Below are 15899 nucleotides of genomic sequence, written 5' to 3'. Positions count from 1 at the left end.
CCCGGCGTGCTCGACTTTCAGGACGCGGTGATCGGCCCCATCACCTACGACCTGGTCTCGCTGCTGCGCGACGCCTATATCGCCTGGCCCGAAGAGCAGCAGCTCGACTGGGCCATCCGTTACTGGGAGCGCGCTCGCAAAGCGGGGCTGCCGGTGGCGGCCGACGCGGCCGACTTCTATCGCGACCTCGACTGGATGGGCCTGCAGCGCGCGCTCAAGGTGCTGGGCATCTTCGCCCGGCTGTATCACCGCGACGGCAAGGCGCAGTACCTCGGCGACCTGCCGGTGGTGCTGCAACACGCCCGGCTGGTGGCGGCGCGCTACGGCGCCTTCAAGCCCTTGCTGCAATTGCTCGACCAGATCGAGCGGCGCAGCCCGCTGGTGGGCTACACCTTCTGAACGTGAACAGTCTGCCCAAGCGCGCCATGATTCTTGCCGCCGGACGCGGGCAGCGCATGCGGCCCCTCACCGACGCTTGCCCCAAGCCCCTGCTGGCCGTGGGGGGCAGGCCGCTGATCGTCTGGCAGATCGAACGCTTGGCCGCGGGCGGCTGGCGCGACCTCGTCATCAACACCGGCTGGCTGGGGGCGCAGATTCCCGCTGCGCTGGGCGACGGCAGCGCCTGGGGCGTGTGCCTGCGCTACTCGCCCGAGCCCGCGCAGGCTTATGAGACCGGCGGCGGCATCGCCACCGCCCTGCCCCTGCTCGGTGGCCGACACCATCGCCGCCGATCCGCAGCACACCGCGGCGCATCTCGTGCTCACCCCCAACCCCGAACACAACCGCGACGGCGACATGGCGCTGGACGCGCAGGGCCGCATCCGGCGCGAGGGGGTGCGGCTCAACTACGGCAATATCGGCGTGTTCCACCCCGCGCTGTTCGCCGGGCAGCCCCGGGCGCAAGCCTGGAAACTGTTTCCCTGGCTTTATGGCGCGGCCGATGCCGGGCGGGTGAGCGGCGAAGTGTTCAGCGGCCCCTGGCACAACGTCGGCACGCCCGAACAATTGGCCGAGCTGGATGCGCAATTGCGCGGCGCAGGCTAGGCTTGCATCCATTGCCTTTTTCGAACACGCTCATGCCCGATTCCAATCTGCTCGTCCGCTGCGCCACCCGCCGCGCTGAAGTGGTGCGCCAGCTCGCCGCCGCTGGCGGCGGTGTTGCCTTGCTGCCCACCGCACCCGAGGCCCTGCGCAACCGCGACGCCGACTACCCCTACCGCCACGACAGTTATTTCTACTACCTCACCGGTTTCACCGAACCGCACAGCCTGCTGGCGCTGCAGGTGACCGCTTCGGGCAGCAGCCGCAGCGTGCTGTTCTGCCGCGACAAAGACGTGGAGCGCGAAATCTGGGACGGCTTCCGTTGGGGCCCAGACGCCGCGCGCGAGGCCTTCGGCTTCGACGCGGCCCTGTCCATCAACAGCCTCGAGGCCGAGCTGCCCAAGCTGCTCGCCGACCAGCCCGCGGTGTGGTGGCCCTTCGCCGTGCACGCGGGGCTGGAGACCCAAGTGGAACGCTGGCTGGCGGCCGTGCGCGCCCAGGCCCGCGCCGGGGTGACCGCGCCGCGCACCCAGCACGATCTGTGCGCCATCCTCGACGACATGCGGCTGTTCAAAGATCCGTATGAACTGGACGTGATCCGCCGCGCCTCAACCATCTCCGCGCAAGGTCACATTCGCGCCATGCAGGCCAGCCGCCGCGGCCTGTTGCAACCGCCGTCGCAAGGGCTGCGCGAATATCACCTCGAAGCCGAACTGCTCCACACCTTTCGTCAGGGCGGATCGCAAGCCCCGGCCTATGGCTCCATCGTCGCCGCGGGCGCCAATGCCTGCGTGCTGCACTACCGCGCCAGCGACGCCCCGGTGCGCGCGGGCGACCTGGTACTGATCGACGCCGCCTGCGAGCTCGACGGCTACGCCAGCGATATCACCCGCACCTTCCCCGCCGACGGTCGCTTCACCGGGGCGCAGCGCGCGCTGTACGAGGTGGTGCTCGCCGCGCAATCGGCCGCGATTGAGGCCAGCGTCGAAGGCGCCCGCTTCACCGACCCGCACGCCGCCGCCTTGCGCATTCTGGCGCAGGGTCTGCTCGATCATGGCCTGATTGCGCGCAACGCCGCGCCCGATGTGGACGCCGTCATCGCCACTGGCGCCTACAAGCGCTTCTACATGCACCGCACCAGCCACTGGATGGGCATGGACGTGCACGACTGCGGCGACTACGCCGAGCCGGGGCAAGCGATCGAAATCCAGCCTGACGGCCGGCCGACGACTTGCCCGCCGAATTTCACGGCATCGGCATCCGCATCGAAGACGATATCGCCGTGCGCGCCGGCGGCCAGCCCTGCGAGGTGCTCACCGCCGCCGCCCCCAAAACCGTGGCCGACATCGAGGCCGTGATGCGGGGTTGAGCGGCCCCGCAAGCGGCCTATGATGCGTTCGAGCTGCCCCGGCAGCGCTGCAGGAGAACCGACATGGCCATCGTGACCGAACGCATCCCCATCCTCGTGACCGCGCAAGAGAAAGCCCGCATCGCCCGCGAGGCCGAGGCTGCGGGCATGTCGATGGCCGAATACCTGCGCCGCGCCGCCGCCGCCTACGACCCCGCGCACGACGCCCGTCAGTTCGACGCCATTGCCGAGCAGATCATCCGCAGCGCCACTCAGGCCGAACGTGCTCTCGACGCCGCCCTCGAAGCCGTGGCCGCCTCCGAGCGCCGCATCAGCGCGATGGAGCAGCAGCACGCCCCAGCCCCCGCCGCGCGCAAACGCCGCACCGCCGGAGCCTGATCATGGGCGTGACCGAAAAACTCTGGACGGCGCTCACCACCGTGATCAAGATGAACGACAAGGTCGAGCACCTCGCCTCCACCGTGGTCACCCAGCAGCAGAAAATTGAGCAACTCACCGAGCGCGTCATCCGCCTCGAAACCGCCCTCGAAATCGCCCTTTCCACGCGCAACAGCCCGCGGCGCATCGAAAACAAGTCCAGAGAGTGAGCGGCGAGTTTCGCGTCGCGGCCTATTGAACCATCCGCGGCTACGCATCGGCTTTCCCGATGCGGCGACCTACTTGTTGATCGTGCTTACTCTTTATCTTGCCCTATGAGGTAAGAGGAAGCCGTGTCTTTCAACTGTTCGGCATAGTCGTAAATGTTGTCCACGCTTTCGAGCGGGAACAGCTCTTCTTCTTTCCTGTTGTTGAAAAGGCCAATGCGAAGCTTTTCAGCATTGTTGAAACGAAGGCGGCAGAGGGGTTTTCGGTTGTTGTCGTCTAACAAAATTGCGCAGTAGCTTTGGGCGTCGCGCATGGCGACTCTCTTTGGCGCGACGACTCCGCGCAGGATGGCTCGTACCGTGTGAAACCCTTCGACTTCTTCAGCGGTAGTGACGTTCTGCGCCTCGACAACTGGGCTGGCCTCTAGAGCGGTAGCAGATGGGGCGGGTGAAATTGTTGGGTCAGCGACCGTGATCGACTCTGGGGACATTGCGCCTTTGAGGCGATCGTTGATGCGCTCTCCGATCAGTTGCTCGAAAGCGCGCTTGGTGATGAGGGTGAACTGATCTTTTACAGCGGGTGTAAAGCGCTTGTTTCCCAAAAGATCAGCCGACGCGAGGCGAACGAATTCCTCCGAGGGGCTGACCATCCATTCGGCCAGAAGCGTCTGGATCGCGCGGGTGTATTTAAGATCGTTCGCCGTATTGAGAATCGTGTCGAGATCAAAGGCGACCTTGGCAAATTTCTTGAGTTCTTCAACATCCCGGTCCTTAAAGTCGAGAATGTTGAACTCGAAAAATGGTTTCTCGTCCATCTTGTTCGGCTGCTCCAGGTCTGTGAAGAACCTGTAGGTCAAGCCGTTCGTCAAAACTCCGAATCTGGCATCAGTAACGTGAAAGTAGCGAAACAACTGGCTTGCGTGATTGATGTGTAGGTCTGCGCCCGCCTTCTTGCACTCGAACAGAATGATGGGTTTTCCGTCACGCAGGATGGCATAGTCGACCTTCTCACCTTTTTTTGTGCCAACGTCTGCGACGAGTTCTGGAGTCACTTCAAGAGGATCAAAAACGTTGTAACCGAGTGCCTGGATGAACGGCATGATCATGCCGTTCTTTGTCGCCTCCTCGGTTTGGATCATGTTCTTTGTATTCGCGATGCGCGTTGATAGAACGCGAAGGTGATCGATGAAGTCCACTGATAGTCCCCCTGCAGGTTGTCTAAGTGTGTATTTGTATCACTAGTGGAGTAGCGGGCCGGGAAAAAAATGGGCGCGTAGAAAATAGCGATCACCGCCGCCTACACCCCCCCCCGAAATCACACCACCCGATGCTCCAGAGCGGGCAGGCTTTCGCGGTGTCTGGCGATGCGGTCGCGATCCAGGGTGGCGGTGACCACGGCCTCGCCTTCAGCCTGCATCGCCAGCACGTCGCCCCAAGGGTCGATGACCATGCTGTGGCCCCAGGTGCGGCGGCCGTTTTGGTGCACGCCGCCCTGCGCGCAGCCGACGACGTAAGCGAGGTTTTCGATGGCGCGGGCGCGCAGCAGCACTTCCCAATGCTTTTCGCCGGTGGTGTGGGTGAATGCGGCGGGCAGCAGGTAGGCATCGCACGCGGCGGGCTGCGACAGCGCCCGGAACAGCTCGGGAAAGCGCAGGTCGTAGCAGATGGCGAGTCCCATGCGCCAGCCTTCGCAGTCGAACGCGACGGGCTGGGCGCCGGGGGTGATGCTGTCGGCTTCGGCGTAGCGCTCTGTGCCACGCTGGAAGGCGAACAGGTGCATTTTGTCGTAGCGCGCGGCCAGTTCGCCCGCGGGGTTGAACACCAGGGTGGAGTTGAGTACGCGGTTGGGGTCGGGGCTTTCCAGTGGCAGGGTGCCGCCGACGACCCACAGGCCGAGGCGGCGGGCGGTGCTGGCAAGAAAGTCTTGAATCGGGCCGCTGCCGGGTTTTTCGCGCACGCGCACTTTGTCGGCGTCGGTCTGGCCCATGAGGCAGAAATATTCGGGCAGCACGGCCAGCCGCGCGCCTTGGGCCGCGGCCTGTTCGAGCAGGCTTTGGGCGCGTTGCAGATTGGCGGCGACGGAGGTGCCGGAAACCATTTGAAGAGCGGCGATTTTCATGGCGGCATGCAGTGAAGCGGTGGATGGCCCCAGCTTACGTCAGGGCGTGGCGGGTGCGGCGTCTGCGGGTTTGGGGGCGTTCAGCGAGGCTTCGGTGACGATGGGGGTGAGCCATGTGCCGGTGATGTCGTACACATGGGTGAAGGCGCGCGCCAGGGGTTCGCGGGCGATGTATTGCGCCAGGAAAGTGCCCAGACCGATGACGGGGTTGATCAGGGCATAGGCCAGCGAGGCCGCGCCGGCGTTGATGTTGGGCACGACGACCACGCGCAGATTCTGCGTTTCGGCGGCCAGGTTGGTGCTGCCTTCGATGCGCACCGAAGCGGCCACACCGCTCATGCGGAAGTCGCGGGTGGTGGCGATGCCACTGGCCACGTTCACGTCGGCGTCGACCTTGTCGAAGGCGAAGCCGGACGAGAACAGGTCGCGGAAATCGAGGGTGAAGCGGCGCGGCAGGCTTTGCAGACTGAGCACGCCCAGCAGCTTGGCGATGCCGGGGTCGGCCTTGAGAAATTGGCCCTGCCCGAGCTGCAGATTGAACTGCCCGTCCAAGCTGGGAAAGTCCAGACTCAGCGGCGAGCCCAGCCAGGCCAGGTTGCCGCTGATGTCGCCCTTGCCGCCTTTGAGCAGGCCCGGTTTGCCCAGGGTGGCGAGCAGGCTGCCGGCGTCAAGGATGTCGAGCTTGAACTGCATGGTCGTGCGCCGTGCGGGCGAGGCGGAATCGGCGCTGCCGGGCGCGGTGAGTTGCGTACCCACGCTGGACCAGGCGCCGCTGCCGCTGAGCACGCCGCCGGGCGCGGAGAGCTGGAAGTGGGTGAGCTGCCACACCTTGCTGTCATCGACCCGGCCGCGGTTGACGGCCTGTACTTCGAGACGGGTGAAGTGATGGCCGTGCAGATCGACGTTGTCGGCCACGATGTCCAGCGCGGGAATGCTCTTGGGTTGTTCGTCGAGCAGGTTTTCCACGTCGGAGTCGCTCGACTTGGGGAGTTCCAGCCGCGCCAGCCGGGCGCTCAGGGTGCCGGGGTTGCTGCCGCTGCCGATCTGCCAGCCGATATAACCCGACATCTGGCGCGAGTTCACATTGGCCTGCAGCAGATCGCCGCTGCGGTTGCCGCCGATCACGACCTGATTGATCACGCGGTGCATCAGCGTGAGGCGGCCGATGTCCAGCGCCGCGGTGGTGGGCAGCAGCCCGATCAGCCCGCGGTCACTGTTCGCGCGAAACACCACGGGGGTCTGCGCCGAGGTGTCGGGCAGCAGGGGTTTGATTGCGGCTTCCCAGGCATCGAGATCGAGCAGCGGCAGTTGCACATTGGCCTGCACGCCGGAGCTGGGTTGCGGCAACGCGGCCTGCGGGCCGATGGCCAGTGCGCCGCTGAGCACGCGAAAATCTTCTGCCGACGCGCTGGAGCCCGCTGCCGCGGGCAGCGGATCTTCCAGCGCGTAGCGGGCGCGGGCGATGCCGCCCAGGTCGATCTGCACCATATTGCGGCGGGCGCCATTCGAGGCGGCGGGCAGCGGGGTGCGGGTGTAGAGCAGCGACTCGGGCGCATCCGCAGGCTTGCCCAGCGGCGGCGGCAGGTTGATGGCGACCCCCGCCAGATTGCTGCGCAGTTCCAGCGTGGGCTCCGCGGGGCTGCTGGGCAGCGCGGCTCCGGACGGGCTGGCGCTGCGACGGGGCTGGGTGATGCGCAGGGTATAGGTGGACTGGCCCTGCAACACTTTGCCCAGCGTCTGCATCCACTGCGGCTGGGCGGCGCGCAGCCCGGCGCTGCTGAAGCCGCCGCTGGCGAGCAACTGCAGCGGCTCGCCCGGTTGCTGGCCGCCGCTGAGTTGCACCGCGCCGCCCAGCACATCCGGGGCTTTGAGCGCCACACGGAAGCCGTCGTGGGTGAAATCGACCGTGCCGCGCACCTGGTTGAAGCGGGGCAGATCGCGGCTCCACAGCACGTCCACGCCTTGCAGCGTGGCCTGCCCCTTGACGGTGGCGGCCTCCATATCGCCGAGCGGTAGCTTGAGGGCGATGTCCAGCGCCATCGGCCCTTGCGCCTGGACGTGGTCGAACACGCCGCCGAGTTGCCGGTTGATCGGGCTGTCGAGCAGGTAGCGCAGCGCATCGCTGGCGGGTGCCTGCGCCTTGCCGCTGATGCTCAGCACGCCACGGTTGAAACTGGGCAGGCTGCCATTGACCGCGCTGAGCCGCGCGCCATACGCCTGGGCCGAGGCGTTGCGCACGTCGAGGCTGTGCGAGGTGATGCGCAGCAGGCCGTTGACCTGGGTGAGTTCCGGCCACTGCGCGTTGGCGTGCACCGTAGCGGCGCTGGCGGTCTGCCCCGGCGGCAACAGGCTGCGCGGCGCGTAGTTGAGCACGCCATCCTCGATCTGCGCGCTCACCTCGAAGGTGCCGCTAAACGAGCCATCCTTGGCCGGGACGTCGAAGGGGAAGTCTTCGAGCGGGCCCTTGACCGCAAACTCCACGTTCTGCGCCCTACCCGCGGCGATGGCGCTGCGCAGGTAGTCGCGGGTGTGCAGGGGAATGTCGATGGGCAGATAGCGCCACACCGCGCGGGCGTCGGCGCGGCTGAGCTGCCCCTGCAGGTCGATACTGCCCATGCCTTTGGCCGCGCCGCGCCAGCTCAGCGTGGCCTGGCCCGCAGCATCGGCGTTGGCGAAATCCAAGCGCTGGGCGTTGACCAGCCACTGCCCGGTTTTGTCGCGCTTCCAGTCGAGGTCGGCGCGCAGGGTGTCGAAGCCCAGCCGGGCCGGGGCGTAGATGAGCGGCAGATCGAGCGTGCCGCCGCGGCTGAGCTGGATTTGCGCTTTGCCGCCTTGCTGCGTCGCGGTGAGCGTGCCTGAGAGTCCGCTGACGCCGGGCAGATCAGCCGGGAGTTGCAGCGCCTTTGCGGCCGCCTTGCCCCGGTCGATCAGCGGGCGGGGGTTGGCCGGGGGCGTGAGCTCTCCGCTGCCTGCCGGGCTGTTCCAGCGCAGGTCGGCAAACTGGGTTTGCAGTTGATAGCTCGGCGGCAGGCCGGTGGGCGCCACGCCCTTGGGCCAGCTCGCCTGCGCGGTGAACGCGGCGACCCGGCCCTGCGGCTGCAGGGCGGCCAGCCGCGCGTGCCACAGCGCGGGCAGCGGCAGGCGCTGTGCCAGGGCCGAGAGCGTGCCCAGGTCGAGCGCGCCGGTCTGCAGCCGCGCCTGCGTGGCGCCGCCCTTGGGCTGCTGCCATTGCCAGTCGATGGTGACGGGCGCCAGGCTTTGGCCCTGCGCGGTGCGGAACTGCAAGTTCTGCAGACTGGCGTTTTCGCCACCGGGCAGCGGCGCCCAGGTCATGCGGGTGGACAGGGTGTCGAGCGCGAAGGGGGGTAATGAGGCAGGCAAGGCGGGCGGCAAGGGGCCGGGGGTCTTGCTGGGGGCGAGCTGCAGGGTGACGCCGCGCAGCGCCAGATCGGCGGTGAAGGCGGTGGGGGCGCCGTCGTCGAGCTGCGCCCAGGCGCGCACGGAGCCGCGTCCGGTCTGCGTGGTGGCGGGCAGGGTCAGCGGCAACTGGGGCTGCAGCGCGGCGAGATCGACATCGGGCACCTCGCCATACAGCGTGCCCTTCCAGCGCGAAAAATCGGCGGTATGGCGCAGAAAGAACGGTTGGCGGAAGCTGGCGCGCAGATCGATGGGGCCGCCAAAGCCGGTCGGCGGCGTGGCGGTGAGCGCGGCGCGGTGGGTGAGCAGGGTGTTGCGCAACAGCAGGTTGACCTGGGTGAGCGGCAGCGGCGGGGCGTGCTGCGCGGCGTTTTCCCAGGTAAGACTGCTATCGAGAATCAGGATTTCGTCTTGCCCGAACAGCCAGTCGGCGAACTGCTGCGCGGCGTCGCTTTGGCCGCTGCTGTTCAACGCGATACGGATGCCGCCGATCTCCAGATGGTTGGCGTCGGGCCGGGTCACGGTGAGGTTGGCGCCGCGAATCACCAGTTGATCGAAGGTGGGCGTGAGGCGGGTCAGGCTTTTCCACGAGGGCGTGGCTTCAACGGCAGCGAACTGCAGCGCGGGCTGACCCTGCGGGCCGTCGATGCGCACATCGCGCAGGGCGAACTGCGGCATCAGCCCGTGCCATTGCGTCTGGATCGCGCCGATATGCACCGGCAGCCCCAGCGCCTGGCTGCTGACCTGCTCGACCCAGGGACGGAACTGTTGCGCATTCGGCAGCACGGCGTAGCGCAAGGTCAGCAAGCCCGCGCCGAGCACGAAATACACCGTGAGCACGAGCAGAACAGCCGCCTCAAAGATGCGGGTGGCGGCGCGCAGCGAAAGATGGAGCAGAGACAAGGCGGATGCGCTGGGAGAAAAAGCGAAGTAGGAGCGAAACGTCGGAATCGATGGTAGTCAAACGCCATGGCGCTCCCTGCCGGAATGACCGGGATTTGCGCCGCGTCTTCGATTCCTGCGCTGGGGCGTCAGACACTGGCGAGGCCCGGTGCAGCCTTGTCTGCGCTGGCCTATGCTCCGCCCTCATCGCAGTTGCAGGATGGCCCCAATGGAGTTGTCGCAGTTTTCACGTTTTTATCGTCGTCATGTCGGCCGGTTCGACGAGGTGCTGGCCTGCTGGCCGCAGGGCATTCCCGCGCGGGGCGAGATCGACGCCGCCATTGCCACCTTGCACCAAGCCGGCGCGCCGCTCCCTACGGTATTGCGACGGGTGCGCAATGCGCTGATGCTGCGACTGATCGAATCCGATCTGGCGGGCGCGCCGCTGGAAGCCATCTGCATCGGTATCAGCGATCTGGCGGAAAGCGTGGTGGCGGCCGGGTTGCGCGCGGCGCATGCCGAGCTGCAGCCGCGTTTTGGCGCGCCGCGCACCGAGACCGGCGAGGCGGCGCAGTTTCTCGTGGTCGGCATGGGCAAGCTGGGCGGGCGCGAGCTCAATGTGTCGTCCGACATCGATCTGGTGTTCGTGTACGACGAAGACGGCCAGACCGATGGCGCCGTGCCTTTGAGCAACCGCGAATACTTCGGCCGCGTGGTGCGCGCCTTCGTGCCCTTGCTGTCGGACGTGACGGGCGACGGCTTCGTGTTCCGCGTCGATACCCGGCTGCGGCCCAACGGCGATAGCGGCCCGCCAGTGGTCAGCCTGGCCATGCTCGAAGAATATTTTCTGGTGCAGGGGCGCGAGTGGGAGCGGTTTGCCTGGCTCAAGTCGCGCGTGGTTTCGCCGCTCGACACGCCCCAGGCACAGCGCGCCGCGCAGGGGCTGGCGGCGGTGGTCGAGCCCTTCGTCTGGCGACGCTATCTCGACTTCGGCATGCTCGAAGCCCTGCGCGCGCTGCATCGGCAGATTCGTGCCGAGGCCACCAAACGCGCCGCCGCCCGGCCCGACAAAGCCAACGATGTCAAGCTGGGCCGGGGCGGTATTCGCGAAATCGAATTCACCGTGCAATTGCTGCAGGTGGTGCGCGGTGGACGCATGCCGCAGATTCGCGAAAGCGCCACCCTGCCCGCACTGCAACTGCTCGTCGCCCACGACCTGCTGCAGGCTGAAGCGGCCGAGCGGCTGGCGTCGAGCTACCGCTTTTTGCGCCGCCTGGAGCATCGCATTCAATACCTCGACGACGCGCAGACCCACAGCATGCCGTCTGAAGACGCCGACCTGCACGCCCTGGCCTGGTCGATGGGCTTCGTCGATGACGACGCCAGCCAGCGCGCTGGCTGCCCCAAGGGCTGCAAGCTGTTGCGCGAACTCGACAAGGTGCGCGAATTCGTCGCCAGCGAGTTCGACGCCCTGCTGCATAACGGTCCGCAATGCACCGGCTGCAGCAAGCCGCCAGAAAGCATGGACGCGGTGCGGCACCGGCTGGCCAAGGCCGGCTTGGCGCACGACGCCATCGTCGCGCGGCTCAAGGCGCTTGAAACCTCGCCGCGCTACAGCGCTTTGAGCGACACCGGGCGGCTGCGGCTGCTGCGCGTGCTCGACCGGGTGATCGGCATGGCCGCCGAGCGCGCCACCGCCGAAGTGTGCCTGACCCGCGTCATCGACCTGCTCGAAGCCATCGGGCGGCGCGAAACCTATCTGGCGTTTTTCGCCGAGCAGCCCGCCGCGCTGGCGCGGCTGTGCAATGTGCTCGAAACCTCGGCCTGGGCAGCCGATTACATCAAGCGCCACCCCGCCGTGGTGGACGAACTCATCACCCCACCGAGCGAGCGCTTCAACGCCGCGGACTATCGGCTCGGCTTGCTGCGACACCACGCGCAACTGGCGGAGCGCGGGCGCTGGGATGCCGGCGAGGGCATGGACTTGCTGCGGCAAGGCTTTCACGCCGAAATGTTCCGCACCCTGTCGCGCGATCTGGCCGGGCTCATCAAGGTCGAGCAGGTGGCCGACGAACTCTCCGCCCTGGCCGACGCCACCGTGCAACTGGCGCTGGAATGGTGCTGGAAGGAACTGCCGCAGCGCCACCGCGAACAGCCCGCCTTCGCCGTGATCGCCTACGGCAAACTCGGCGGCAAGGAACTGGGCTACGGCAGCGATCTCGACATCGTCTTTCTCTACGACGACAGCGCGGACGGGGCGCAAGAAATCTACGCCGCCTTCGCCCGCAAGCTGGTGTGGTGGCTCACCGCGCACACCGCCGCAGGCCGTCTGTTCGAGATCGACACCCGGCTGCGCCCCAACGGCAACGCCGGGCTGCTGGTCACCAGCGTCGAGGCGTTCGACGCCTACCAGCGCGGACGCGGCAGCAACACCGCGTGGACCTGGGAACATCAGGCGCTCACCCGGGCGCGCTGCTGCGCGGGCGATCTGGCCATCGGCGCGCGCTTCGAGGCCATCCGCACCGCCGTGCTCACCACCCGGCGCGATGCGGACGCGCTGCGCACTGAAATCCTCGCCATGCGGCAGAAAGTGGCCGACGGCCATCCCAACCCCAGCGGCCTGTTCGACGTCAAGCACGACGCAGGCGGCATGGTCGACGTCGAATTCGCCGTGCAGTATCTGGTGCTGGCGCACGCCGCCGACTACCCGCAGCTCACCGCCGACCTCGGCAACATCGCCTTGCTCGGCATGGCCGAGGCGCTGGGCCTGCTGCCCGCCGGGGTCGGCCGACCCGCGGCCGACGCCTACCGCGAACTCCGCCGCATCCAGCACCGCGAACGCCTGGCCGGGGCCGACGCCGCCCGCGTGGCCGCAGACACGCTGCAGGCCCAGCGCGCCGCGGTGCAGGCGCTCACCCGCGCGGTGTTCGGCGCGCAGCGGGTGGCGCAAGCGGCCGAGGCGTAGGCGAGTTCGGTTTGCGCCCCGGTCTTTCTGTTCAGGGTAGCTGAACAGAAAGACAGAATTTATCAATTTTCCTTACCTAAAGCCGCCCTTAGGATGACTCCTGCCGTCGGCTTATGCAGGGCGGTACTTTTATTGCGGCGGCCTGAGCAAGGTTTCGCAGGCTGCCGCTCCCCTTCGATCTGTTGCAGCAGACTTCCGTGCGAAAGCCCCAAGCCGATGAACTGGATTGATGTTGCCGTGCTGGCCCTGCCAGCCTTGCCCCTGCTGTCCGCTGCTCTGATTCCCTTGTCAACCGGGGGGCATCCACGTCGCGCGGCGCGCTGGAGCATCGGGTTCACCACGCTCACGCTGCTGGTGGCGCTGGCGCTCTTGGTGCAGCATTTGCGCAGCGCGCAGGGGCAGTCGCTGTTCGTCGGCGTGCAGAGTATCGGACTGCTGCTCGATCCGCTGAGTCTGGCCATGTCGGTGCTGGTGGCGGGCATCAGCCTGATCGTGCATGTGTATTCGCTGAATTACATGGCCGATGAGCCCGGTTATGTGCGCTTTTTCTCCCTGCTCGATCTGATGACGGCGACCATCCTGCTGATGGTCAGCGCAGGCGATCTGATCACGCTGCTGGTGGCGTGGTTTGCCGTGGGGCAGTTGCTGTATTTCCTGTTGGGGCACAACACCCAGCGCGAGGTCACCGGGCGCTACGCCTTCTGGACGTTCATCACCTACCGTCTGGGCGACCTACCTTTGGTGGGCGCTGCGTTGTTGCTGGTCAAAGCCTATGGGGCGTGGGATCTGCCCACGCTGTTCGCGCGCGTCGCCGCCGATCCGCATCTGCAACTGGGCGGCGTGGCCGTGGTGCCGGTGGCCGCTCTGCTGGTGGCTCTGGCGGCTTTTGCGCGCTCGGCCCAGTTTCCGCTGCACATCTGGCTGCCCTACACCATGGACGGCCCCACGCCCGTGTCGGCGTTGATGCACGCGGGCATCGTCAATGCGGGCGGCTTTCTGTTCAACCGCTTCGCACCGCTGCTGATCCACGCGCCGGACGTGTTGCACCTGGCTTTCGTCGTCGGCTTGGTCACGGCCTTGCTCGGCTCGGCGCTGATGCTCACGCAAAACGACATCAAGAAGTCGTTGGGCTACTCCACCATGGGCCAGATGGGCTTCATGATCATGGAGTGCGGCCTGGGGGCGTTTTCACTGGCGGTGTATCACCTCATTGCGCACGGTCTGTTCAAGGCCACGCTGTTTCTCGGCTCGGGCAATGTCATTGGCGACACCCGGCGCGATGACGGCGTGCCCGCCGATGACATCTACACCTTCGTGGTCGAACGGCGCCCGCTGCGTGCGGTGAAGGTGCCCTGGCTGCTGGCCGCGACGATCACGGTGCTGGTGCCCGCCGTGGTGCTCGGGCTGTCGCACTGGCTGGTGGCCGCCGACTTCTTCCACAAACAGGGCGCAATCGTGCTGCTGTTCTTTGGCTGGGTCACGGGGGCGCAGGTGTTTTTCTCCATCCACAAGCTGCCCAGCGAAAACCCGTGGCGTTCGCTGACCTTGATTTTTTTGTCTTTCCTCATCGTGGTCGTGGGCTACACCCTGATCGCCCACGCGTTTGAGACCTTCCTTTATCCCGATCCGGTGTTGCGCGACGCCACCTATGCCGCGGCGGGCATCAACCTGCTGGCTTTCGATCTGATGATCATTTTCTTCACTCTGGTGCTGGTCGGCGCCTGGCTGGTGACGTTTTATGCGCAATCGCTCGATCTGCAAGGGCGGCAGGGCACGCTGTGGAACGCCATTTATCTCAATCTCTACGCCCTGTTTTCGCGCGAGTTCTACATCTCCGACATCTACACCCAGATGTCGCGCGCCACGGTCGCGGCGTCCAAGCGGGTGAACGTCTGGCTGCGCTGGGTTTGAGGGGGAAGCGATGATCGAACTGCTGATCTGTGCCGTTTTGCTGCTGCCGCTGCTGCCTTTCAGCCTGGCGGTGAATGCTGCGCTCCAGGCCTTGCCCAACTGGCTGCGCGCGCTGCTGCTCATTGCCCTGCCGGTGGCGGGGGCGGTGGTGCTCGGCGGCGTGCCTGTGCCGACAGGTGCGTTGGCCCGCGTGATTCAGGTGGCCGCGGCGCTCACCGCGCTGTTCTATGCCTGGCGACTGCTGTCGGTGCGCGAACTGTTCGTTTGGGCGCGGCTGCAGGCCACCTCGGCCTGGGCGCTGATCTGGCTGGCCTGGCTGTTCGGGATGTCGGGTGAGCGCTTGATCGCTGTGGTGCTGGCACTGAGCCTGCCGGCTGCTGTGCTCACCCTGCTGGCCTGTGCGCTGCAACGTCGTCTGGGCGGCGCTTATCTGGGCCTGCGCGGGCGGCTCGGTGCGATCTACCCCCGCCTCACCGGGGCGCTGGTGGTGGCGCTGGTGGCGGCGCTGGCCGCGCCGCCGTTCCCGGGGTTTTTCGCCCTGCTGGCCGTGCTGCACCAGGTGTCGGCCGTTAGCGTGTTCATCGTGCTTGCAGTCTGGATTTTGTGGAGTTGGGCGGCTTCGCTGCTGTGGCAGCACAGTTTGTTCGGCGAGCCCTGGCCGCAGCCAGTCGGCACAGTCGATCTGTCGACAACGATGGCCGCCGTGTGGGTTTTGCTAGCGCTGGCGGCAATTTCTCTGGGTCTGATCGGGGGTTGGGTATGGTCGATGCACTGAATCTGGCGAAGCGCCTGCGGGTGCGCTCGACCGCCTATGTGGCGGGCGAACCGGTGCCTTATTTCTGGCCGATGCGCACCTTCATTCACCACAATCCGCTGTACGGGCTGGAGCACCTGCCGTTCGAGCAGGCGGTGCGCCGCGGCGCGGAGTTGTTTCACGCGCGCATGTTCCTGCCCCGCAGCAACTATCAGCACTGGCAGCGTGAGGGTAAGGTGCAAGCGCAGACGCTGGCCCAGGAAATCGAACGGCGCGCGCAGCAACTGCCCTCCGTGACGGGGATCGACTGGCCGCAATGGCTGCATGCCATGATGCAGGCCGAGCATGACCGTGATTTTGTCGTTCCCGGCGCGCTCTCGGCCGATGTGCACGCGGCCCTGCACGCGCAGACCGCGCCCCAGCAGACGGTCGATGTCGCCACGCTACTACCCGCCCTGAAACAGCGTCTGCACGCGCATACCCTGCCCGAGGCGGTCGATGCCTTGTGGGGCACCCGCCTGGCCGACGAGCTCGACGAACTGGTGATCAAGAGCTGTCTGGACTTTTTCGACGAAGACCAGTCGTCCTGGCGCATGCCAGGGCGCGAGCGCGGGCTGTTTGCGGCCTGGAGCGAAGTCACCCGGCGCAATGCCCGCATGTTTCTTCGGGGGCTGAACGTTCGGCGCATTCTCGACCGCGTCGAAGATGCCGAAAGCGCCGTGGTGCATGTCATGGAGCAAATGGGTGTCGACACCGAGGACTGGTCGGCCTATTTCACCCGCGAGCTCACCCGCCTGCACGGCTGGACCGGCTTCGTGCGCTGGCGGGCCTCGGCCAAGCATTACTACTGGGCGCAG

At 66.5% G+C, this 15899-nt stretch carries 10 protein-coding genes and 2 pseudogenes; 9 read left to right on the top strand and 3 right to left on the bottom strand.

The annotated features are described in order from the left end of the window. From B7X30_RS11520 to B7X30_RS11500, 5 genes and pseudogenes are all read left to right on the top strand, one after another. A partial coding sequence (locus tag B7X30_RS11520) for a phosphotransferase (RefSeq protein WP_286730736.1) occupies window positions 1–399 on the top strand: 399 nt, incomplete at its 5' end. 26 nt (window positions 400–425) lie between these two features. Further along, a pseudogene (locus B7X30_RS11515) lies at window positions 426–1044 on the top strand (nucleotidyltransferase family protein). Between the two features lie 32 nt (window positions 1045–1076). Then, window positions 1077–2410: pseudogene (locus B7X30_RS11510) on the top strand (aminopeptidase P N-terminal domain-containing protein). A 63-nt stretch (window positions 2411–2473) separates the two neighbouring features. Further along, the gene (locus tag B7X30_RS11505) at window positions 2474–2788 is read left to right on the top strand and encodes a plasmid mobilization protein (RefSeq protein WP_286730734.1); all 315 of its coding nucleotides are present in this window, start codon (window positions 2474–2476) and stop codon (window positions 2786–2788) included. A 2-nt stretch (window positions 2789–2790) separates the two neighbouring features. Continuing rightward, window positions 2791–2997, top strand: a complete 207-nt coding sequence (locus B7X30_RS11500; RefSeq protein WP_286730732.1) for a hypothetical protein — start codon at window positions 2791–2793, stop codon at window positions 2995–2997. Between the two features lie 86 nt (window positions 2998–3083). Here B7X30_RS11500 and B7X30_RS11495 read toward each other — a convergent pair whose 3' ends face one another. From B7X30_RS11495 to B7X30_RS11485, 3 genes are all read right to left on the bottom strand, one after another. Beyond that, window positions 3084–4133: a type I restriction endonuclease gene (locus B7X30_RS11495; protein ID WP_286730731.1), complete on the bottom strand. Its 1050-nt coding sequence runs from the start codon at window positions 4131–4133 to the stop codon at window positions 3084–3086. Window positions 4134–4309: 176 nt separating this feature from the next. Beyond that, window positions 4310–5113: a carbon-nitrogen hydrolase family protein gene (locus B7X30_RS11490; protein WP_286730729.1), complete on the bottom strand. Its 804-nt coding sequence runs from the start codon at window positions 5111–5113 to the stop codon at window positions 4310–4312. A gap of 39 nt (window positions 5114–5152) precedes the next feature. Further along, window positions 5153–9433 carry a YhdP family phospholipid transporter gene (locus tag B7X30_RS11485; protein WP_286730727.1) on the bottom strand — a complete coding sequence of 1427 codons (4281 nt, stop codon included), beginning with the start codon at window positions 9431–9433 and terminating at the stop codon, window positions 5153–5155. A 208-nt stretch (window positions 9434–9641) separates the two neighbouring features. Here B7X30_RS11485 and glnE point away from each other — a divergent pair, with 208 nt between their 5' ends. The 4 genes from glnE to B7X30_RS11465 all read left to right on the top strand — a co-directional run. Continuing rightward, window positions 9642–12377: a bifunctional [glutamate--ammonia ligase]-adenylyl-L-tyrosine phosphorylase/[glutamate--ammonia-ligase] adenylyltransferase gene (glnE, locus tag B7X30_RS11480; protein ID WP_286730725.1), complete on the top strand. Its 2736-nt coding sequence runs from the start codon at window positions 9642–9644 to the stop codon at window positions 12375–12377. A 216-nt stretch (window positions 12378–12593) separates the two neighbouring features. Continuing rightward, window positions 12594–14288: a proton-conducting transporter transmembrane domain-containing protein gene (locus B7X30_RS11475; protein WP_286730723.1), complete on the top strand. Its 1695-nt coding sequence runs from the start codon at window positions 12594–12596 to the stop codon at window positions 14286–14288. 10 nt (window positions 14289–14298) lie between these two features. Further along, on the top strand, window positions 14299–15063 hold the full coding sequence (locus B7X30_RS11470) for a hypothetical protein (protein ID WP_286730720.1): 765 nt from the start codon (window positions 14299–14301) through the stop codon (window positions 15061–15063). Next, window positions 15048–15899: putative inorganic carbon transporter subunit DabA (locus B7X30_RS11465; protein ID WP_286730718.1), on the top strand; the 852-nt coding region annotated here is incomplete at its 3' end. The genes B7X30_RS11470 and B7X30_RS11465, both read left to right, overlap by 16 nt.

It is taken from the genome of Thiomonas sp. 13-64-67 (genome assembly GCF_002282795.1).
GTDB classification, from domain to species: Bacteria; Pseudomonadota; Gammaproteobacteria; order Burkholderiales; family Burkholderiaceae_C; genus Thiomonas; species Thiomonas arsenitoxydans.
This window is presented reverse-complemented; position numbering and strand designations above follow the sequence as displayed.